Genomic DNA, 19,081 nt, shown 5'->3' on the forward strand with positions numbered 1-19,081 from the left:
TCACGCGTCCCCAGACGGTGATCGACTGCTCTCCCCGGGAACACCCCCAGCCGTTCCCTTGCGTAATCTATACTCTGCGACCACGAAATTCGCAATCGGAATCTGTCACTGATGACACGTCTTCGCCGTTGGCTGCGCTGGATGCTGGTCGCGTTCCTGGTCCTGGCATTGATCGGCGCCGCGGTTGCCGGTGGCCTGTATTACGCCGTCTCCTCCAAGCTTCCGGACGTGCAGACCCTGCGCGACGTGGAGATGCAGGAGCCCATGTACGTCTATGCCAGCGATGGCAAGTTGATGGCGGTGTTCGGGGAAACCCGGCGCACCCCCATCACCATGAAGGACGTCCCCGAGCGCCTCAAGCAGGCGTTCCTCGCCACCGAGGATGCCCGCTTCTACGAGCATGGCGGCGTGGACTACAAGGGCATCGGCCGCGCGGTCTGGCTGCTGGCCACCACCAATGACAGGCGCGTGCCCGGTGGCTCGACCATCACCCAGCAGGTCGCCCGCCAGTTCTTCCTGAGCTCGGAATACAGCTACACCCGCAAGCTGGCCGAGATCCTGCTGGCACGCAAGATCGAGAGCGAGCTGAGCAAGGACGAGATCTTCGAGCTGTACCTGAACAAGAGTTTCTTCGGCAACCGCGCCTACGGCGTGGCCGCCGCGGCCGAGTTCTATTACGGCAAGAAGCTGGGGGAGCTGGACCTGGATGAGATGGCCTCGCTGGCCGGCATCCCCAAGTTCCCCTCCTCGGGCAACCCGATCAGCAATCCCGAGCGTGCCCGCGAGCGCCGTGACTTCTATGTGCTGCAGCGCATGGCCAGCCTGGGCTTCGTCTCCCAGGCCGAGGCCGACGCGGCCAAGGCCGTGCCGATGCATGCCACCGCGCACGAGCCGCCGGTGCAGGTCGAAGCGCCTTACGTGGCCGAGCTGGTGCGCCAGGAAATGATCGCCCGCTTCGGCGGCGACGTGGTCAACAAGGGTTACCACGTGACCACCACGATCAACGCCGAGCTGCAGACCGCGGCCAACCTGTCGGTGCGCGATGGCCTGCTGGCCTACGACCACCGCCACGGCTGGCACGGCGTGGAGCAGCACGTGGAGGTGCCGGCCGATGCCGATGCCGCCGCGCTGGCCACCAAGCTGTCCGGCATTCCGGCACAGACCGGCCTGCTGCCGGCGATCGTGGCAGCCACCGCTGCCGATGGCAGCGCGACCGTGGTGCTGGGCAACCGCAGCGAAGTGGTGCTGCCGGCCAGCGCCGCCCGCTGGACCAACAAGACGCCGGCCAAGCTGGTCACCCGCGGCGACATCGTGCGCGTGCGCGCCGGCGAGAAGGAAGGCGAGTGGCTGCTCGACCAGATCCCGCGCGGCCAGGCCGCGCTGGTCTCGCTGGACGCTGAAAACGGCGCACTGAAGGCACTGGTGGGCGGCTTCAGCTTCTCCGGCAACAAGTTCAACCGTGCCACCCAGGCGCGTCGCCAGCCGGGCTCGAGTTTCAAGCCCTTCATCTACGCGGCCGCCTTCGACAAGGGCTTCAACCCGGCCTCGATCGTGCTCGATGCGCCGGTCGTGTTCCGCGACCGCCGCGGCAAGACCTGGTCGCCGCAGAACGACGGCGGCGGTTTCCGCGGCCCGATGCGCCTGCGTGAAGCGCTGGTGCAGTCGCGCAACCTGGTCTCGGTGCGGCTGCTCGATGGCATGGGCGTGGATTACGCGCGCAAGTACATCAGCGAGTTCGGCTTCGCCGAGGCCGAGCTGCCGCCGAACCTGTCGATGTCGCTGGGCACCGCATCGCTGACGCCGCTCTCGGTGGCCCGCGGTTACGCGGTGTTCGCCAACGGCGGCTCGCGCGTGGACACCTGGCTGATCGACCGGGTGACCGACCGCGACGGCGTGGAAGTCTTCAAGGAAAACCCGGCCATCGCCTGCCGCGACTGCGCCGGCACCAGCGGGGTGCCGGTCAGCCAGGTGGTGGATGGCTTCAACTTCGGCTCCGCGCCGGCGGCCAATGCCGCGCCGGCCAAGCCGCAGCAGGCTACGTCCACCGCCGCCACCGAAACGCCGGTGCCGGTGAACCCGGATGCCAAGGTCGCCCCGCGCGCGATCGATGCGCGTACCGCATACCAGCTCAACTCGATGATGCGCGACGTGGTCCAGCGCGGCACCGGCACCGCGGCCAAGGTGCTCGGCCGCGAGGACGTCGGCGGCAAGACCGGCTCGACCAACGATCACCGTGATGCGTGGTTCTCCGGTTTCGGTGGCCCCTACGCGACCACGGTGTGGGTCGGCCGCGATGACTTCCGCTCGCTCGGCTACCGCGAGTACGGCGGCCGCGCTGCCCTGCCGATCTGGATCGAGTACATGCGCGTTGCGCTCAAGGACACCCCGATCGCGCAGAACGAGCCGCCCTCGGGCATGGTCCAGGCCACCCTCAACGGCGCAACCGAGTGGGTCAAGGTGGAGGACATGGAGAAGCTGGAGGAGTACGACTTCAACAGCCATGCGCCGCAGGCCGACGACGCCGCGTTCGATATCTTCTGACCGCATGCGCCGGGTCCGCCCGGCGCCCCATCGCCCCGGTAGAGCCACCCCATGGGTGGCTGCACGCAAGCCCTGATCGCAGGCACAGCCACCCATGGGGTGGCTCTACCCGCCTGTCACATCGCCGGTGTACATTGCCGTGCAGGTCGCCAAGGAGTATCGGTCATGCATCGAGCCCGCCAGCATGCAGCCACGCAGACCCGTGAGCGCCGCCACCAGCTGGCGCACGAAGCCGCCCGGCTGATGGCCGAGGGCGGCATCCGCGACTATCACCAGGCCAAGCTCAAGGCCGCCACCCGGCTCGGCATCCACGATGATGCCTCCCTGCCCCGCAACACCGAGATCGAAGATGCCCTGCGCGAGTACCAGCGCCTGTTCGCCGGTGCCGACCATGGCGCGCAGTTGCGCCAGCGCCGCGAGGCCGCCCTGCGGGCGATGGACTTTCTGCAGGGTTTCTCACCCCGCCTGTGTGGCCCGGTACTGGAAGGCACCGCAGACGCCAACAGCCCCGTGCAGCTGCAGGTGCACAGCGACGATGCCGATGCCGTGCAGCGCTATCTCGATGAGCACGGCATTCCGGCCGAATCACGGACGCGCCGGCTGCGGCTGGACCGCGAGCGCAGCCTGGATGCGCCGGTCTGGGTGTTCAGCGCCGAAGACCTGACCTTCGACATCGCCGTGCTGCCGTATGACGGCCTGCGCCAGCCGCCGCTGTCGGCGATCGACGAGAAGCCGATGCGGCGCGCGTCGGCCACGCAGCTGCGTGAGCTGCTGGCGGACGGCGAGATCGAGGGTTATCTGGGCGGTCGCTGAAACGACGCCCGGCCTCCTTCAGGCCTCGGCGAACGTGACCAGAAAGCGCTCGATCGCCGCGACCAGGGCCAGCGGCGTTTCGTTCATCGGGTAGTGACCCGCATCCTCCAGCACCTCCAGGGTCGCCTGCCGATAACGGTGCAGGTAGGTCCTGTCCATGAGGGCCGCGTTGAACACGGGATCATGCTCACCGATCAGCACCTTCACCGGATGTCGGCCGATGATCTCCATGCTGAAGTCCGTGTCCGCCCAGGCCGGGAGGTACGCCGCGAATGCCTCCGGCGACGCGTGCGCCATCGAGTACTGCGCCTTCCAGTCCAGCCACGCGGCGGGCAACCGCCCTCCGGTGCTGCGATCGATGATGCCCCGACGGATGCTCACGCTGCCTGCGGCCGCTTCAAGCACCTGCCGCGCGGGCGAATCGTAGGCGATGCCACCGCACGGCACGGGTGCCACGGCGACCAGCGCGCGCACGCGATCCGGGGCGAGCACCGCGATCCGCTCGATGGCCATGCCACCCATCGAATGCCCGACCAGGCTGAAGGTCGCGATGCCCAGCGTGTCGGCCAAGGTCAGCGCGTCATTGGCGATCTCGTCGATCGTGTAGTCACCGGGCACCCCGCGCATGCCACCGTAGCCGCGGCAATCCATGAAGAGGTAGCTGAACGCCTCGCCGGACAGCCATGGCTCGATCGGTTCGAAGGCGTGGGCGTCACCAAACCAGCCATGCAGGACCAGGACAGGATGGGCGCCAGTGCCGACGCGATGAAAGGTAGTAGTGGGCATGGCTGCACCGTGCGGACGTGAGGTCGGGCCGCGATGTTAGGTCGACTGCGCGTGGCCCGCCGTCGATATCAGGCCGATGGCGATAGAATCCGGGCCATGCGCAATACCCTGCTCGATCCCTTTGAAGATCTACCTCGCGCCGTGGTGGTCACCGCCAACGACTACGCCGCCGGATCCGTCTTCCCCGATCACGCGCACCGGCGCGGTCAGTTCGCGTTTGCCTCGCGCGGCACCATCAGCCTCACCACACCCGAGGGACGCTGGCTGGTACCACCGCAGCGTGCCTGCTGGGTGCCCGCAGGCGTCGCCCACGCCATGGCGATGCGTGGCCCGGTCACGATGCTCAATGTGTTCGTGGCAGCGGACGAAGTGGCGGCGGTCCGGTTGCCTGCGCGCTGCGGCGTGTATGCCGTATCGGCGCTGCTGCGGCACCTGATGGACGATGCGGTCGACCTGCCGGCGATGTACGACCTGGACGGTCGCGGCGGTCGGCTGATGCAGCTGCTGGTCGCGGAGATCGCCGCGATGCCACGCCTGTCACTGCATGCACCGCTGCCCCGCGACCCGCGCCTTGTGCGCACCTGCCAGCAGCTGTTCGATGCGCCCTCGATCGCCGCCTCGCTCGATGAGGTCGCCGCCGAGGCGGGCATGAGCCGGCGCACGTTCACCCGCCAGTTCCGCGCGGACACCGGGGTGGGCTTTGCCGAATGGCGCCAGCAGGTGTGCCTGCTCGCCGCGATCGAACGCCTGGGTGCCGGGCAGCCGGTCACGCGGATCGCACTGGATCTGGGATACGCCAGCCCAAGCGCGTTTTCGTCGGCGTTCCGCCGCGTGCTGGGGGAATCGCCCAGCCGTTACGCGGAAGCACGCTGACGATCACCATGCGCTGAACGCCAAACGCCCCGCAATGCGGGGCATCCGACGGTGCAGGAGAATCAGCGCGTGCCGATGATCCGCACATGCTCCACATCGATATCGGTGGGCTTGAAGCGATGCGTATCGACTTCTCCCTGCAGCTCCACCACGGTCGTCGCGCTGACGGGCTGCCGGTCGGGCAGATCCTTGTCATCGATCTCGACGTCGATCTCGCCGGTGGCATCCTTGAAGCGATAGCGTTCGTGGCCGATCTTGGCGATCAGCGTGCCCTGCAGTACGACGGGCTGGTCATCGCGCTGGTCGCGTGCTTCGGCGACGGTGGTGACCGCGCTGGTTGCGCCAGGGCCGGTGTACTGGGCATGTGCGCCGGCGCTGACCACGCTCAGCGGTGCGGCGATGAGGACTACGGCGATCAGACGATTCATGAGGGACTCCATGGGCGTGAGGGTGACCGCCAAGGTTGTACCTCGATCGAAGTGAGGCCCATGCAAGAAGTACGAAAAGAGGTGACCGGCGGCGCCCAAAAAAAACGCCCCGCAGTGCGGGGCGTTTTCATCACAACCTGCCGGGGCGATCAGCCCTGGTAGTCGCGCACGTCGCTGCCGGTGTAGACCTGGCGCGGACGGCCGATCTTCATTTCCGGATCGACCTGCTGTTCCAGCCAATGGGCCACCCAGCCGGAGGTACGGCCGAGGGCGAACATGACGGTGAACATTTCGGTCGGGATCTGCAGCGCCTTGTAGATGATGCCGCTGTAGAAATCGACGTTCGGGTACAGCTTGCGGGCGACGAAGTAGTCATCCTGCAGCGCGGCCTGCTCCAGCTTGACGGCCACGTCCAGCAGCGGATCCTGCACGCCCAGCTGTTCCAGCACCTTGCCGGTCATCACACCGATGACCTTGGCGCGCGGGTCGAAGTTCTTGTACACGCGGTGGCCAAAGCCCATCAGGCGGAAGCCGGAGGTCTTGTCCTTGGCCTTGAGCACGGCGGACTCGACGTTGTCGGCCGAACCGATCTCTTCGAGCATCTTCAGCACGGCTTCGTTGGCACCGCCGTGGGCCGGACCCCACAGCGCGGTGACGCCAGCGGCGACCGACGCGTACGGGTTGGCACCCGTCGAACCGACCAGACGCACGGTCGAGGTCGAGGCGTTCTGCTCATGATCGGCGTGCAGGATGAACAGCAGATCCAGCGCCTTGACCACGTCCTGGTTCAGCTCGTACTGGCCATCGGCCGACTCGAAGGTCTGCTTCAGGAAGCGGCTGACGTAATCCAGCGAGGTGTCCGGCTTGTTGGCCGGCAGGCCCTTGCCGTGGCGGTAGATCAGGGCCGACAGGGTCGGCACCTTGGCGATCAGGCGCACCGCGGCATGACGACGCTGTTCGGCGTCGGACAGGTCCAGCGAGGCGTGGTAGATGCCCGACAGCTGCGCGATGGCGGCGGTCAGGATGGCCATCGGATGGGCATCCTTGGCGAAGCTGCCGATCAGCGTGTTGATCGACGGATCCACATCGGCTTCGGCCGCCAGCTCGTCGGTGAAGGCCTTCAGCTGCTCGGCGCTCGGACGCTCGCCGTTGATCAGCAGGTAGGCCACTTCGACGTAGCTCGACTTTTCCGAGAGCTGCTCGATGGGATAGCCGCGATACAGCAGCACGCCCTTGTCACCGTCGATATAGGTGATGGCGGACTTGCAGCTGGCGGTGGCGGTGAAGCCGGAGTCGTACGTGAAGAGACCGGTTTCCTTGGTCAGCTTCGAGATATCGACGCAATCGTTGCCGAGCGTGGGTTTGATGACTGGCAGAACAACCGACGTGTCGCCGGCGTTGAGCGTGACCTGATCAAGATCGGACACTGTGTGCGCTCCTCGAGGGAAGGCGCCCGCCCAAGCGCATGGGTCAGGCACGTGAAGGAAGTCCACGATCGTTATCGTGGATCCCGCCATTATCGCACAGCAACATTTTCGACGCCCTAGGACGGAAGTCGTAGACGCAGGTTCCGGACCGCGCCGCAGGCGCTATCCCAGCGCGCGCAAGGGCTCGCGCCAACGCACGGACACAGCGTTCCGTCGGCGGGGCATGCGGGCCTCACCTGGCGTTCAGCAAACCGGGAACAACAAAAAACAACGGCCGCCAAGGCGACCGTTGTTTTCAAGCAGCTGCGTCGACAGATCAGGCCGCGGTCGGCGCCGGCTTGCCGAAACGCTTCTGGAACTTGTCGATACGGCCGCTGGTGTCGATCACCTTGTGCTTGCCCGTGTAGAACGGATGCGAAGCCGAGGAGATTTCAACCTTGACGAGCGGATACTCGTTGCCGTCTTCCCACTTGATCGTGTCCTTGGTGGACATGGTCGAACGGGTCAGGATCTTGAAATCAGAGGTAACGTCGTGGAAAACCACGTCGCGGTAAGCAGGATGAATATCGGCCTTCATGGGCGCGCACCGTAATAAGGGCTGGTGGTCAAGAGCGGCATTATAGTCCCGGCCGCCGCAAAGGGCAAGCCGGGTCCATCAACCGTGCGAAAGGTCCGCCGCAGCGGCGTCATCAGACGCCGAGTGCCGCCCTCACCTGGGCCTCGAAGCGACCCTGGTCGTAGGCCATCAGCAGCTGAGTGTTGTCAGGCTGCCCGGTCTGGCGGTTCCAGTCGACAATGGTAGCACCCCGACTGTGCACACCGGCCAGTTCCACGTTCAGCGGACGGGATTCGACCCGCAACGCGCCTTCCGGCTGCAGCGCCCAGGCCATCGCCAGGGCATCGGCGGCGTACCAGCGCTCGCCACGGCTGTCTTCGGACCACAGGCGGGTCTGGCGCGAGATCAGTTCGTAGAAACGGGCCTTGTCGCTATCGGCCGCCAGCCACTGCTCGACGTCGGCATGCAGCAGGCCGTGGGCGACGGTGGCCTCCCAATCGGCCACTTCGATGTGCGGGAAGCCGGTGAACACGATGTGCGCCGCCTCCGGATCGAAGGCGATGTTGAACTCGGCGGCCGGGGTGATGTTGCCGTGGCAGGTCACCGCCCCGCCCATGACCAGGAAGCGCTTCACGCGCTGCGGCAGGGTCGGGTCGAGCTTCAGGGCCAGCGCCAGGTTGGTCAGCGGGCCGAGTGCAACCAGGAACAGCTCACCGGCGTATTCGTGCGACAGGCGCAGGATCGCCAGCGCGGCGTGCTCGGCCTCGGCCTGGCGCTTGGCGGCCGGCAGGTTCACATCGCCAAAGCCATCGGCGCCGTGCACATGGGCGGCATCGACGGAGGGGTGCAGCAGCGGGTCGGCGGTACCGGCGTAGACCGGCACGTCGTCACGGCCAGCCACTTCGCACAGCTTCAGGGCATTGCGGACCGTGTGGTCCAGGCCTACGTTGCCGGCGGCGATGGTCAGGCCAACGATATCGTGGCGCTCATCGGCAAAGGCCATCAACAGCGCCAGGGCATCATCGACACCGGGGTCGGTGTCGATCAACAGCGGAATCTTCTTGCTCATCGTTGCCGTCTTGATAATCGGCAAGGGACTTTCGCACCCTGTCATGACAAATACAAGGCGGTGCCCGCCTGCTCCTCATGGTAGCCAGAAGGCTTATCGGCAGCAGATGTGCGTGGCTGCTGCTTCGCTTGGTTTCCTCGCAGTCGGATGGGCCACTCCGCGGCAGGCAGGCCTGTCTGCGAATGTCCCCCGGTATCCGCCTGGCGGCGGACTATGCCGACGCGTACCGCACGGCCGTGCCGATCCAGCGCCGCACGACCTGGTCGGCCACGTCCGGCGCCTCCGCCAGCAGCCGCTCGGCAAGCGCGTGCACGCCGGGCAACAGATCCGCATCGCGGGCCAGATCGGCCATCCTGAAGCCGGCCAGGCCGGTCTGTCGTGTGCCCAGCAGTTCGCCCGGGCCGCGCAGCTCCAGATCCTTCTCGGCGATCAGGAAGCCATCGTTGGTCTGCCGCATCGTTTCCAGCCGCTCGCGCGCCATGGTCGACAACGGCGCCTGATACAGCAGCACGCACCGCGAGACCGCCGAGCCGCGCCCTACCCGGCCGCGCAGCTGGTGGAGCTGGGCCAGGCCGAGACGCTCGGCGTTCTCGATGATCATCAACGAGGCATTGGGCACGTCCACGCCGACCTCGATCACCGTGGTGGCCACCAGCAGATCGATTTGGCCGGCCTTGAAGGCGACCATCGTGGCAAGTTTCTCACTCGCCTTCAGCCGCCCGTGCACCAGCCCCACGCGCACGCCCGGCAGCAGCGCCTGCAGCGATTCGAACGTGGCCTGCGCCGGCGTGGCATCGAGCTCTTCGCTTTCCTCGATCAGCGTGCAGACCCAGTACACCTGCTGACCTTCGCGGCACGCGACCGCGATGCGCTCGATCAACTCCGGCCGGCGATCATTGTTGAGTGCCACGGTCTGTACCGGCGTGCGTCCGGGCGGCAGTTCGTCGATCGCCGAGACATCCAGATCGGCGTATTCGGACATCGCCAGGGTGCGCGGAATCGGTGTCGCGGTCATCACCAGCTGGTGCGGCACGCTGCGCCCATCCGCCCCCTTGTCGCGCAGCGCCAGCCGCTGGTGCACACCGAAGCGGTGCTGCTCATCGACGATGGCCAATGCCAGGTCCTTGAACACCACACTGTCCTGCATCAGCGCGTGCGTACCGACCACCACCTGCGCCTCGCCGGAGGCGACCTCGGCCAACACCTTGGCGCGCGCCTTGCCGGTGACCTTGCCGGCCAGCCACGCCGTGCGCACGCCCAGCGGCTCCAGCCAGGCGCGCAGATTGTTCATGTGCTGCTCGGCGAGCAGCTCGGTGGGTGCGGCCAATGCGACCTGTTTGCCCCGCTCCACCGCCAGCATCGCCGCCAACGCAGCCACCACGGTCTTGCCCGAGCCGACATCGCCCTGCACCAGCCGCAGCATCGGATGCGCCTTGGCCAGGTCCTTGCGGATCTGCTCGAACACGCGCTGCTGCGCACCGGTCAGCTGGAACGGCAGGCTGTCGCGCAACTGCGCCACCAAGGCACCCTGCCCGCGCAGCGATGGCGCGTGATGCGCCTGCAACGCCATGCGCTGACGGCGCAGACTCAAGTGGTGCGCCAGCAGTTCTTCGAGGGCCAACCGGCGTTGCGCCGGATGCCGGCCCGCGGCCAGCGCCACCAGATCGGCGTCCGGCGGTGGCCGGTGCACGGTCAACAGCGCACTGCGCAGCGAGGGCAACCCCAGCCCCGACAACCAACCGGCTGGCAGCAGTTCCAGCGTGGATTCTTCCGGCAGCCTGTCCAGCGCCAGGCCGATGAACTTACGCATCGTCGCCGGCCCGACCCCCTCGACTGCCGGATAGACCGGATCGAGGCTGTCGCCCAGCTCGTCATCCTCATTGCCGCCCATCACCCGGTAACTGGGATGGACGATCTCCAGCCCGTGATGGCCAGGCTTGGCGGTGCCGTAGCAGCGGATGCGCGTGCCCACGGCAAACTGCGCGACCTGCTGGGCACGGAAATGGAAGAAACGCAGCACCAGCGTGCCGTACGAATCATCCTCGATCGCGACCTTGAGCACCGGCCGATAGCGGAACCCGCGCTCCACCGCACTCACCCGCCCCTCCACCTGCGCCGCCAGCCCCGGCTGCAACTGGGCAATGGTGGTCAGCCGGGTACGGTCTTCATAGCGCAGTGGCAGATGCAGCCACAGATCCTGCAGCGACGACAGGCCACGGGCGGCCAGCTTGATCGCCACCGCCGGCCCGATACCGGAGAGCATCGACAACGATGCCTCCCCGGCCGCGGCCAGCGCCGGTGCAGGAGCCCGTGACCGCGCCACGTCAGGCCTGGTCGAGCACCATCACCGCATCGACTTCAAAGTTGGCAGCCTTCGGCAGACCCGCCACTTCGATGGTCGAACGTGCCGGGAACGGCGCCTTGAAGTAATCCTGCATGACCGCATTGACCTTGGCGAACTCGCCCAGATCGGTCAGGTACAGGCCCAGGCGCACGATCTGATCCAACGAGCCACCGGCCTCTTCGGCCACGGCCTTCAGGTTGTCGAACGCACGACGCGCCTGCGCCTCGATATCGCCTGCACCCACGATGTCACCGGTGGCCGGATCCAGCGGAATCTGGCCCGAGAAATACACGGTATTGCCCGCGCGCACAGCCTGCGAATACGGACCGATGGCCGCCGGGGCCTTGGCACTGGTAATGATCTGACGGGACATGGAAGCTCCAGGGGGACAAAAATGGGCCCACCATTGTACCGCCGGACTCGCCCTCCCCGAGAAGCATCCGAAGCCGCAATCGAAGCCGCAATCTCTGGTAGAGCCGACCGTTGGTCGGCTGGCCGGAGAATGACGAAGACGATTGGTCGGCTGGCCGGAAAATGACGAAGACCGTTGGTCGGCTGGCCGGAAAATGACGAAGACGATTGGTCGGCTGGCCGACCATATCGATCATCGCCGCGCGGGGGGGCGAGCAGCCGACCAACGGTCGGCTCTACCCCGGGGTGTGCCCATTGCCCGGCGATGAGGCATTGGAGCCGATCATCGCCGCGCGGTGCACGGTAGCCGACCATCGCCGCACGGTGCACGGCAGCCGACCAACGGTCGGCTCTACCCCCCGGTGGTGTGCCCATTGCCCGGCGAAGAGGCGTTCGAGCCGATCATCGCCGCGCGGTGTGCGAGCAGCCGACCAACGGTCGGCTCTACCCCGGTGGTGCGCCAAGAGCGCCCGGCCCCATCATCGCCGCGCGGAACGCGGTTTATTGCCGGCGAACCGACTGCACCACCGACAACCGCCGCAGACGCCGCATCACTTCCGCCAGATGGTTCCGATCACGCACCTGGATATTGAATGCCAGCACCGCCGCATTGAAATCGCGGTCCAGATAATCCACCCGCTCGATGTTGGAATGGCTCTGCGCGATCGCCGCCGCCAACTGCGCCAGCACGCCGGTCCCGTTCTCCACCTCCACGATCAACGACGTGTCGTAATCCCCCGACACCGTCGTATCCCATCCGATCGGCACCCAGCGCTCCGGCGACTTGCGCAGCTCGGCCAGGTTCGGGCAGTCCAGACGGTGCACCACGATGCCCTTGCCGGCCGTGTGGTAGCCCATGATGTCGTCGCCCGGAATCGGCTGACAACAGTTCGCGAAGCTCACCACCCCGCGCTCGCTGCCGTTGATCAGGATCTTTTCCTGCGAATGCTTCGAATGCGCCCCACCGCGCAGCTCCGCATACGCCATCAGCGCCTGCGCGGCCTGGTTGGGCATCCAGTTGCCCAGCGCCACTTCGGCCAGCAGGGCCTCCAGGCGCGGGTAGCGGTGTTCGGCCAGGAACGCATCCAGCCGCCCCTTCGGCAGGCGTTCGAGCGAGCTGTCCATCGCCTCCAGCGCGCGGTCCAGCATCCGATGGCCCAGCTGCACCGCGTCCTCGTGCTCCAGCTGCTTGAGCTGATGACGGATCGCCGTGCGTGCCTTGGAACTGACCACGAACTCCAGCCACTGCGGCTTGGGCGTGGCCGAGCGCGCGGTGATCACTTCCACCGTCTGCCCACTGACCAGCTTGGTGCGCAGCGGCACCAGCTTCTTGTCCACGCGCGAGGCCACGGCCATGTTGCCCACATCAGTGTGCACCGCGTAGGCAAAATCGAGCGCGGTGGAATTGCGCGGCAGCGCCAGGATCTTGCCCTTCGGGGTGAACAGGTAGACCTCGTCCGGGAACAGGTCCACCTTGACGTTGTCCAGGAACTCCAGCGACGAACCGGCGGCGCGCTGGGAATCGATCAGTTCCACGATCCAGGCATGCGCGCGGCTCTGCGCGCTGTTGGGCGAGTCGCCGCCGAACTTGTAGGTCCAGTGCGCGGCCACGCCACGCTCGGCGATCAGGTCCATTTCTTCGGTGCGGATCTGCACTTCGATCGGCGAGCCATACGGCCCGAACAGCACCGTGTGCAGCGACTGGTAACCGTTGGCCTTGGGGATCGCGATGAAATCGCGGAAGCGCCCGTCCAGCGGCTTGAAGGTGGCATGCACCGCGCCGAGCGCGTGGTAGGCGCTGGGCACGTTGCGCACGACCAGGCGGAAGCCGAACACATCCATCACCTGGTCGAAGGATTTGTTCTCGTCGTGCATCTTGTTGTAGATGCTCCACGGGGTCTTGATGCGGCTGACCAGCCGGTGCTCCAGCCCTTCCTTGGCCAGGCGCTGGGACAGCTGCACTTCCACCTGCGCCATCGCCTCCCGGCGCACCACCGGCTGGCTGCGGATGTGCTTTTCCAGGATCGCGTGGCGCCACGGATACAGCGCCTTGAAGCCCAGGTTCTGCAGCTCGCTCTTGACCAGGCTCATGCCCAGCCGCTGCGCGATCGGCGCGTAGATTTCCAGCGTTTCGCGGGCGATGCGGCCGCGCGCTTCGCGGCTTTGCGCACCCAGCGTACGCATGTTGTGCAGGCGGTCGGCCAGCTTGATCATGATCACGCGCAGGTCGCGCGACATCGCCAGCAGCATCTTGCGGAAACTCTCCGCCGCCGCCTCCTGGCGGTCGCGGAACTTCAGCTTGTCCAGCTTGGTGACGCCATCGACCAGTTCGGCCACGGCTTCGCCGAACTCGGCGGCCAGCTCCTCGCGGGTCAGCGGCGTGTCTTCGATGGTGTCGTGAAGGATCGCGGCGATCAGCGCCTCCACGTCCAGGCCGAGCTCGGCCAGCACCTGCGCCACGGCGACCGGATGGGTGATGTAGGGCTCGCCCGACTTGCGGGTCTGGCCGGCATGCGCGGCGGCGCCTACTTCCCAGGCGCGGCGCAGCAGTGGCAGTTGGTCGGGCGGCAGATAGTGCGCTGCGCGCTCAAGCTGGAGGACATAGTCGGGTACGGCCGCGCCGGCGGGCGTGGCGACCTTGGCAGTGGGGCCTGGGTTCATGCTCAAAGACTATGCCAGCGGCGTGATATCGGCAAATCCTGAACAGGGAGTTTCACCTGCAACAACACGGCCCCGCCGCAGCCACTGGCGGCACAAACGAAACAGCCCGCCAAAAGGCGGGCTGTTCGCAGCAACAACAACGGACGCGCGAGGCGATCAGTCGTCGTTCTTGGACATGTCTTCGTCGGCGACGACTTCGGCAGCGGCCCATTCCAGTGCTTCACGCTCGGCACGCTCGCGCTCGGCCTTCTCGACTTCGTCGATCAGGGCGTTGTCGATCTTGCGGGCGGCAATTTCGCGCAGCGCCAGCACGGTCGGCTTGTCTTCGGTTTCGCTGTTGTCCAGGGTGGCCTGGACGCCATTGGCCAGCTGACGGGCGCGCTTGGACGCCATCATGACCAGTTCGAAACGGTTGTTCACGACTTCCAGACAATCTTCTACGGTGATGCGGGCCATGCGGGCTCCCGGCAGCCGGTGAGGGCTGCTCAATCGAATGAGGGAAAGGGGATGGATTGTACCGGCCAGGGCTGGACAAAATCAAGCCAACCGGCTAGCACCCCGTTGAGAATCAGTCGGTTGTGGCCGGATCCTGGGTCAGCAGGGCCTGGATGAGGCCCGCGTGGCGGACCTTCTGGGCTTCCCGGCGCAGGCGGCTGGCCGTGAAGATGGCACACAGCTCGTCCACCGCGGTCTCGAAGACCTCGTTGACGATCACGTAGTCGAAGTCGTTGAAGTGCAGCATCTCTTCACGCGCGGCGGCCAGGCGCTGGGCGATCACCGCCTCGCTGTCCTGCCCGCGCTTGCGCATCCGGTCCTGCAGCGCCTGCTTGGACGGCGGCAGGATGAACACGGTGACCGTGCCTGGCACCAGCTGGCGGACCTGCTGCGCGCCCTGCCAGTCGATCTCCAGCAGCACGTCCTGGCCGGCCGACAGCTGCGGCTCGACCGACTGCCGCGCGGTGCCCTTCCAGTCGCCATGCACCCAGGCATGTTCGAAGAAGTCGCCGGCGGCGATCATCCGCTCGAATTCCTCGGCGCTGACGAAGTGGTAGTGCTCACCATTGATTTCACCCGGGCGCGTGGCGCGCGAGGTGAACGAGATCGACAGGGCGATCTGCGGGTCGCGGGCCAGGGTGGCGTTGACGATGCTGCTTTTGCCGGCCCCGGAAGGCGCGGCCACGATGTACAGGGTGCCGCGCGCAGGCGCGCCGACGGGCGGGATCGGGCTGCTCATTCGATGTTCTGCACCTGTTCGCGGATCTGGTCGATCAGCACCTTCAGCTCGACGGCGGCATTGGAGGTGCGGCTGTCCACCGATTTAGAGCCCAGCGTGTTGGCCTCGCGGTTGAACTCCTGCAGCAGGAAGTCCAGGCGGCGACCGACCGGCTCACGCTGCTTGAAGACGCGGCGGATCTCGGCGATGTGGCTGCCCAGGCGGTCCAGCTCCTCATCCACGTCCAGCTTCTGCAGCCACATCACCAGTTCCTGTTCGGCACGGCCGGGATCGACCGGGTGCGGCAGGTCGGCCAGGCGGGCCGCCAGCTTGGTGCGCTGGCCTTCGCGGATCAGCGGGATCAGGGTGGTGACCTCGGCGGCAATGCGCTCGATGCTGTCCACGCGCTCCTGGATCGCGGTGGCCAGCTTGTCACCTTCACGCTCACGCGCGGCAACGAAGCCGTCCAGCGCCGTATCCAGCAGCGCCAGGGCTTCGGCATGCAGCGCGGCGGCATCGACCGCCTCGCCCTGCATGACACCCGGCATCTGCAGCAGTTCGGTGAAGCTCACCTGCAGGCTCGGGAAGCTCGAGGACAGCCGGGTCGCCAGCTCGCCGAGCTGGCCCAGCAGCGCATCGTTGACCACCAGTGCACCGGTGACCTCCGGCGCGCGCAGGCGAATGACCAGATCGATTTTTCCGCGGCTGCAGCGGGAAGCGACGCGCTCGCGCAGGTGCGGCTCCAACGCACGCAGTTCTTCGGGCAGGCGGACGCCGACCTCCAGGAACCGGTGGTTGACCGAGCGCAGCTCACAGGCCAGCGTGCCCCAGCGGGTGGCGCGCTCGCCGTTGGCATAGGCGGTCATGCTTCGAATCATGCGGGTTTCCGGTGCTCTCAAAGTGCAAATGGTACCCTAGCGGTCTCCTTAGAGCCTCCTCGCCCGCCGGTCCCCGGCCCGGGCGTGGCCCCGCATCCCCCGTCTTACCGGAACTTGAGCATGACTGATTCCCGTCCCAGTGGCCGCCAGGCCGACCAGCTGCGCGAAGTGCGCATCGAGCGCGCCTTCACCCGTCACGCCGAGGGCTCGGTCCTGGTCAGCTTCGGCGAGACCCGCGTGCTGTGCACGGCCAGCGTGGAAAACCGCGTGCCGGGCTTCCTGCGTGGCAAGGGCGAAGGCTGGGTGACCGCCGAGTACGGCATGCTGCCGCGTTCGACCCACACCCGTAACGACCGCGAAGCCGCCCGCGGCAAGCAGGGTGGCCGTACCCTGGAAATCCAGCGCCTGATCGGCCGCACGCTGCGCGCCTGCATCGACCGCGGCGCGCTGGGCGAGCGCACCATCACCCTGGACTGCGACGTGCTGCAGGCCGACGGCGGCACCCGTACCGCCGCCATCACCGGCGCCTACGTGGCCCTGGTGGATGCGGTGAACTTCCTGATCAAGCGCGGCGACATCAAGCGCAACCCGATCTTCGGCGCCGTCGCGGCGGTGTCGGTGGGCGTGTACCGCGGCACCCCGGTGCTGGATCTGGATTACGCCGAAGACAGCGACTGCGATACCGACATGAACGTCGTGATGAACGACGGTGGCGGTTTCATCGAACTGCAGGGCACCGCCGAAGGCCACGCCTTCCGCCGTGATGAACTGGATGCGCTGCTGGTCCTGGCCGAAAAGGGCATCAAGGATCTGTTCGCTGCGCAGCAGGCGGCCCTGGCCAAGGCATGAACCGTCGTATCGCCCTGACCACCCTGGTAGTGGCCGACTACGACGAGGCGATCGCCTGGTACACCGGCGCTCTGGGCTTCAGCCTGATCGATGACATCGACCAGGGCGACAAGCGCTGGGTGGTGGTCGGGCCGGGCGACGGCAGCGCGGCCGCCTTGTTGCTGGCACGTGCCAGCAACGACGAACAGCGCGCGCGGATCGGCAACCAGACCGGTGGCCGGGTCGGATTTTTCCTGAACACCGATGATTTCTGGCGCGACCACGCAGCGATGACCGCGCGTGGCGTGGTCTTCCTCGAAACCCCACGCGAGGAGGTCTACGCGACGGTCGCGGTGTTCCGCGATCTGTACGGCAACACGTGGGATCTGCTGGAGCCCAAGCAATGAAACTGGTCCTGGCCAGCGGCAACGCCGGCAAACTGAAGGAACTGCAGGCCATGCTCGGCGGCCTGCCGCTGGAGATCGTGGCGCAGGGCGAACTGGGCGTCAGCGACGTCCCGGAAACCGGCCTGACCTTCGTCGAGAACGCCCTGATCAAGGCGCGCCATGCCTGCCAGAGCACCGGCCTGCCGGCGCTGGCCGACGATTCGGGCCTGATCGTGGATGCGCTCGACGGCGCACCCGGCCTGTACAGCGCGCGCTATGCCGGCAGCCCGACCAACGATGCCGCCAACAACGCCAAGCTGCTCGAGGCGATGCGCGATGTACCGGCCGATCGGCGCAGCGCCCGCTTCTATGCGGTGATCGTGCTGCTGCGCCATGCCGATGATCCGCAGCCGCTGATCTGTGAAGGCAGCTGGGAAGGCGTGATCCTCGATGAGCTGCGTGGCAGCCACGGCTTCGGCTACAACCCGCTGTTCCTGGACCCGGTGCTGGCGCAGACCGCGGCTGAAATGGCACCGGACCTGAAGAACGCGATGAGCCACCGCGCCAAAGCCCTGCAGCTGCTCAAGCAGAAGCTGCCCGCCCTGCTGTGATGGCACACGCCCCCTGCTCCCACCTGCCCGGCGAAACCTGCACGGGTGATCATGACCACGCTCCGCGGTTGGTTACGCCGCCGCTGGCGTTGTACGTGCATCTGCCGTGGTGCGTGCGCAAATGCCCGTACTGCGATTTCAACTCGCATGCGGCCAAGGGCGAGCTGCCGTTCGAGGCGTACATCGACGCGTTGATCCGCGATCTCGATCAGGATCTGCCGCTGGTCTGGGGCCGGGTGGTGAGCAGTGTGTTCTTCGGTGGCGGCACGCCGAGCCTGTTCCCGCCGGAGGCGATCGACCGTTTCCTGCAGGCGGCCTCGGCCCGGCTGCGCTTCGCACCGAACCTGGAAGTGACGCTGGAGACCAACCCGGGCACCGCCGAGCACGGCCGGTTCGACCGTTATCGCGCCGCCGGTGTGAACCGGATCAGCTTCGGCATCCAGACCTTCAACGACGAGGCGCTCAAGCGCCTGGGCCGCATCCACGACAGCGGCGAAGCCGAGCGTGCGGTGAAGCTGGCCCAGGATGCGGGCTACGACAACTTCAACATCGACCTGATGTACGCGCTGCCGCAGCAGACGCTGGCCCAGGCCGAGCATGACCTGGAACGCGCGTTCGCGCTGCAGCCCACCCACATGTCGCACTACCAGCTCACCCTGGAGCCGAACACCGTGTTCTTCGCGCGGCCGCCGCAGGGCATCCCCGATGAAGATTCGGCATGGGACATCCAGGAGCACTGCCAGCAGATGCTGGCCGAGGCCGGCTATGCGCAGTACGAGGTCAGCGCCTACGCAAAACCGGGCCGGCAGAGCCAGCACAACCTCAATTACTGGCGCTTTGGCGACTACCTGGGGATCGGCGCCGGTGCACACGGCAAGATCAGCAGCGGCGCTGAAGAACACGTGCTGCGCCGCTGGAAGCACAAGCATCCGCAGACCTTCATGGACACTGCCGGAACCGCAGCCTCGATCGGCGGCGACGATGTGATCAGCGCCGAGCGACTGCCGTTCGAGTACATGCTCAACCTGCTGCGCCTGCATGAAGGCTTCAGCCTGAAGGATTTCGAATCGCGGACCGGCCTGCACCGGGCACGGATCGCCGAGCCGCTGCGCATTGCCGTGGCCAAGGGCTGGATGACCGTGGCCGGCGATGACGCCATGCCAACCGAACTGGGCCGGCGCTTCACCAACGACGTGGTCGAGCTGTTCCTGCCCTGAGCAGGCGGCGCCTGCCCGGACGGTAATGCCGGCCGCTGG

Annotated in this window: 18 protein-coding genes; 7 read left to right on the top strand and 11 right to left on the bottom strand. The window is 66.7% G+C overall.

Annotation, left to right across the window (positions count from 1 at the left end):
- The first annotated feature begins 111 nt into the window (after positions 1-111).
- A complete protein-coding gene (locus ABE571_RS11725) occupies positions 112-2,541 on the top strand; it encodes a penicillin-binding protein 1A (protein ID WP_346482845.1) in 2,430 nt (809 codons plus the stop codon).
- A gap of 165 nt (positions 2,542-2,706) precedes the next feature.
- Positions 2,707-3,354, top strand: a complete 648-nt coding sequence (locus ABE571_RS11730; RefSeq protein WP_313209970.1) for a hypothetical protein — start codon at positions 2,707-2,709, stop codon at positions 3,352-3,354.
- Positions 3,355-3,372: 18 nt separating this feature from the next.
- On the opposite strand, the gene ABE571_RS11735 is transcribed toward ABE571_RS11730, so the two are convergent.
- Positions 3,373-4,140, bottom strand: coding sequence for an alpha/beta hydrolase (locus tag ABE571_RS11735; RefSeq protein WP_346493756.1), 768 nt, complete (start codon positions 4,138-4,140; stop codon positions 3,373-3,375).
- 96 nt (positions 4,141-4,236) lie between these two features.
- Between ABE571_RS11735 and ABE571_RS11740 the strand changes: the two genes are divergently transcribed.
- Positions 4,237-5,013 (top strand): helix-turn-helix transcriptional regulator, encoded by a 777-nt coding sequence (locus ABE571_RS11740; protein ID WP_070471149.1) that lies wholly within the window; start codon positions 4,237-4,239, stop codon positions 5,011-5,013.
- Positions 5,014-5,075: 62 nt separating this feature from the next.
- Here the strand turns inward: ABE571_RS11740 and ABE571_RS11745 are convergent, their stop codons facing one another.
- The 10 genes from ABE571_RS11745 to ABE571_RS11790 form a co-directional block, all read right to left on the bottom strand.
- Positions 5,076-5,441, bottom strand: a complete 366-nt coding sequence (locus ABE571_RS11745) for a NirD/YgiW/YdeI family stress tolerance protein (protein ID WP_070471146.1) — start codon at positions 5,439-5,441, stop codon at positions 5,076-5,078.
- Between the two features lie 149 nt (positions 5,442-5,590).
- Positions 5,591-6,868, bottom strand: coding sequence for a citrate synthase (locus ABE571_RS11750; protein ID WP_313219666.1), 1,278 nt, complete (start codon positions 6,866-6,868; stop codon positions 5,591-5,593).
- 316 nt (positions 6,869-7,184) lie between these two features.
- A complete protein-coding gene (locus tag ABE571_RS11755) occupies positions 7,185-7,445 on the bottom strand; it encodes a type B 50S ribosomal protein L31 (protein ID WP_019183873.1) in 261 nt (86 codons plus the stop codon).
- Between the two features lie 112 nt (positions 7,446-7,557).
- A complete protein-coding gene (locus tag ABE571_RS11760) occupies positions 7,558-8,493 on the bottom strand; it encodes a nucleoside hydrolase (protein ID WP_088432679.1) in 936 nt (311 codons plus the stop codon).
- 211 nt (positions 8,494-8,704) lie between these two features.
- Positions 8,705-10,816: an ATP-dependent DNA helicase RecG gene (gene recG / locus ABE571_RS11765; RefSeq protein WP_346493757.1), complete on the bottom strand. Its 2,112-nt coding sequence runs from the start codon at positions 10,814-10,816 to the stop codon at positions 8,705-8,707.
- Position 10,817: 1 nt separating this feature from the next.
- The gene (locus tag ABE571_RS11770; RefSeq protein ID WP_102788192.1) at positions 10,818-11,210 is read right to left on the bottom strand and encodes a RidA family protein; all 393 of its coding nucleotides are present in this window, start codon (positions 11,208-11,210) and stop codon (positions 10,818-10,820) included.
- Positions 11,211-11,749: 539 nt separating this feature from the next.
- Positions 11,750-13,909, bottom strand: a complete 2,160-nt coding sequence (locus ABE571_RS11775; protein ID WP_121039451.1) for a bifunctional (p)ppGpp synthetase/guanosine-3',5'-bis(diphosphate) 3'-pyrophosphohydrolase — start codon at positions 13,907-13,909, stop codon at positions 11,750-11,752.
- Between the two features lie 156 nt (positions 13,910-14,065).
- A complete protein-coding gene (rpoZ, locus tag ABE571_RS11780; RefSeq protein WP_005410877.1) occupies positions 14,066-14,365 on the bottom strand; it encodes a DNA-directed RNA polymerase subunit omega in 300 nt (99 codons plus the stop codon).
- A 112-nt stretch (positions 14,366-14,477) separates the two neighbouring features.
- Positions 14,478-15,143 carry a guanylate kinase gene (gmk, locus tag ABE571_RS11785; RefSeq protein WP_313209951.1) on the bottom strand — a complete coding sequence of 222 codons (666 nt, stop codon included), beginning with the start codon at positions 15,141-15,143 and terminating at the stop codon, positions 14,478-14,480.
- Positions 15,140-16,000 carry a YicC/YloC family endoribonuclease gene (locus ABE571_RS11790; RefSeq protein ID WP_313209949.1) on the bottom strand — a complete coding sequence of 287 codons (861 nt, stop codon included), beginning with the start codon at positions 15,998-16,000 and terminating at the stop codon, positions 15,140-15,142. Before ABE571_RS11790 ends, gmk begins: the two co-directional genes overlap by 4 nt.
- Before the next feature lie 120 nt (positions 16,001-16,120).
- Here ABE571_RS11790 and rph point away from each other — a divergent pair, with 120 nt between their 5' ends.
- From rph to hemW, 4 genes are read left to right on the top strand one after another with little or no spacing between them, the layout of a single operon-like run.
- The gene (gene rph, locus ABE571_RS11795; RefSeq protein WP_123730306.1) at positions 16,121-16,849 is read left to right on the top strand and encodes a ribonuclease PH; all 729 of its coding nucleotides are present in this window, start codon (positions 16,121-16,123) and stop codon (positions 16,847-16,849) included.
- The gene (locus ABE571_RS11800; protein WP_259259268.1) at positions 16,846-17,235 is read left to right on the top strand and encodes a VOC family protein; all 390 of its coding nucleotides are present in this window, start codon (positions 16,846-16,848) and stop codon (positions 17,233-17,235) included. Before rph ends, ABE571_RS11800 begins: the two co-directional genes overlap by 4 nt.
- Positions 17,232-17,825, top strand: coding sequence for an RdgB/HAM1 family non-canonical purine NTP pyrophosphatase (gene rdgB / locus ABE571_RS11805; RefSeq protein WP_259259267.1), 594 nt, complete (start codon positions 17,232-17,234; stop codon positions 17,823-17,825). Before ABE571_RS11800 ends, rdgB begins: the two co-directional genes overlap by 4 nt.
- Complete coding sequence (gene hemW, locus ABE571_RS11810; protein ID WP_346493758.1) at positions 17,825-19,042, top strand: radical SAM family heme chaperone HemW; 1,218 nt, start codon at positions 17,825-17,827, stop codon at positions 19,040-19,042. Before rdgB ends, hemW begins: the two co-directional genes overlap by 1 nt.
- Positions 19,043-19,081: the final 39 nt, after the last annotated feature.

This window comes from Stenotrophomonas sp. TWI273, from assembly GCF_039674765.1.
GTDB lineage: Bacteria > Pseudomonadota > Gammaproteobacteria > Xanthomonadales > Xanthomonadaceae > Stenotrophomonas.

Excerpts from the sequence above, each read along its gene's own strand:
- ABE571_RS11775 (WP_121039451.1), bottom strand. The coding sequence starts at position 13,909 with ATGAACCCAGGCCCCACTGCCAAGGTCGCCACGCCCGCCGGCGCGGCC.
- ABE571_RS11800 (WP_259259268.1), top strand. The coding sequence starts at position 16,846 with ATGAACCGTCGTATCGCCCTGACCACCCTGGTAGTGGCCGACTACGAC.
- ABE571_RS11730 (WP_313209970.1), top strand. The coding sequence starts at position 2,707 with ATGCATCGAGCCCGCCAGCATGCAGCCACGCAGACCCGTGAGCGCCGC.
- ABE571_RS11725 (WP_346482845.1), top strand. The coding sequence starts at position 112 with ATGACACGTCTTCGCCGTTGGCTGCGCTGGATGCTGGTCGCGTTCCTG.
- rph (WP_123730306.1), top strand. The coding sequence starts at position 16,121 with ATGACTGATTCCCGTCCCAGTGGCCGCCAGGCCGACCAGCTGCGCGAA.
- ABE571_RS11740 (WP_070471149.1), top strand. The coding sequence starts at position 4,237 with ATGCGCAATACCCTGCTCGATCCCTTTGAAGATCTACCTCGCGCCGTG.
- ABE571_RS11760 (WP_088432679.1), bottom strand. The coding sequence starts at position 8,493 with ATGAGCAAGAAGATTCCGCTGTTGATCGACACCGACCCCGGTGTCGAT.
- gmk (WP_313209951.1), bottom strand. The coding sequence starts at position 15,143 with ATGAGCAGCCCGATCCCGCCCGTCGGCGCGCCTGCGCGCGGCACCCTG.
- ABE571_RS11745 (WP_070471146.1), bottom strand. The coding sequence starts at position 5,441 with ATGAATCGTCTGATCGCCGTAGTCCTCATCGCCGCACCGCTGAGCGTG.
- ABE571_RS11735 (WP_346493756.1), bottom strand. The coding sequence starts at position 4,140 with ATGCCCACTACTACCTTTCATCGCGTCGGCACTGGCGCCCATCCTGTC.
- hemW (WP_346493758.1), top strand. The coding sequence starts at position 17,825 with ATGGCACACGCCCCCTGCTCCCACCTGCCCGGCGAAACCTGCACGGGT.
- ABE571_RS11755 (WP_019183873.1), bottom strand. The coding sequence starts at position 7,445 with ATGAAGGCCGATATTCATCCTGCTTACCGCGACGTGGTTTTCCACGAC.
- rdgB (WP_259259267.1), top strand. The coding sequence starts at position 17,232 with ATGAAACTGGTCCTGGCCAGCGGCAACGCCGGCAAACTGAAGGAACTG.
- ABE571_RS11790 (WP_313209949.1), bottom strand. The coding sequence starts at position 16,000 with ATGATTCGAAGCATGACCGCCTATGCCAACGGCGAGCGCGCCACCCGC.
- ABE571_RS11770 (WP_102788192.1), bottom strand. The coding sequence starts at position 11,210 with ATGTCCCGTCAGATCATTACCAGTGCCAAGGCCCCGGCGGCCATCGGT.
- rpoZ (WP_005410877.1), bottom strand. The coding sequence starts at position 14,365 with ATGGCCCGCATCACCGTAGAAGATTGTCTGGAAGTCGTGAACAACCGT.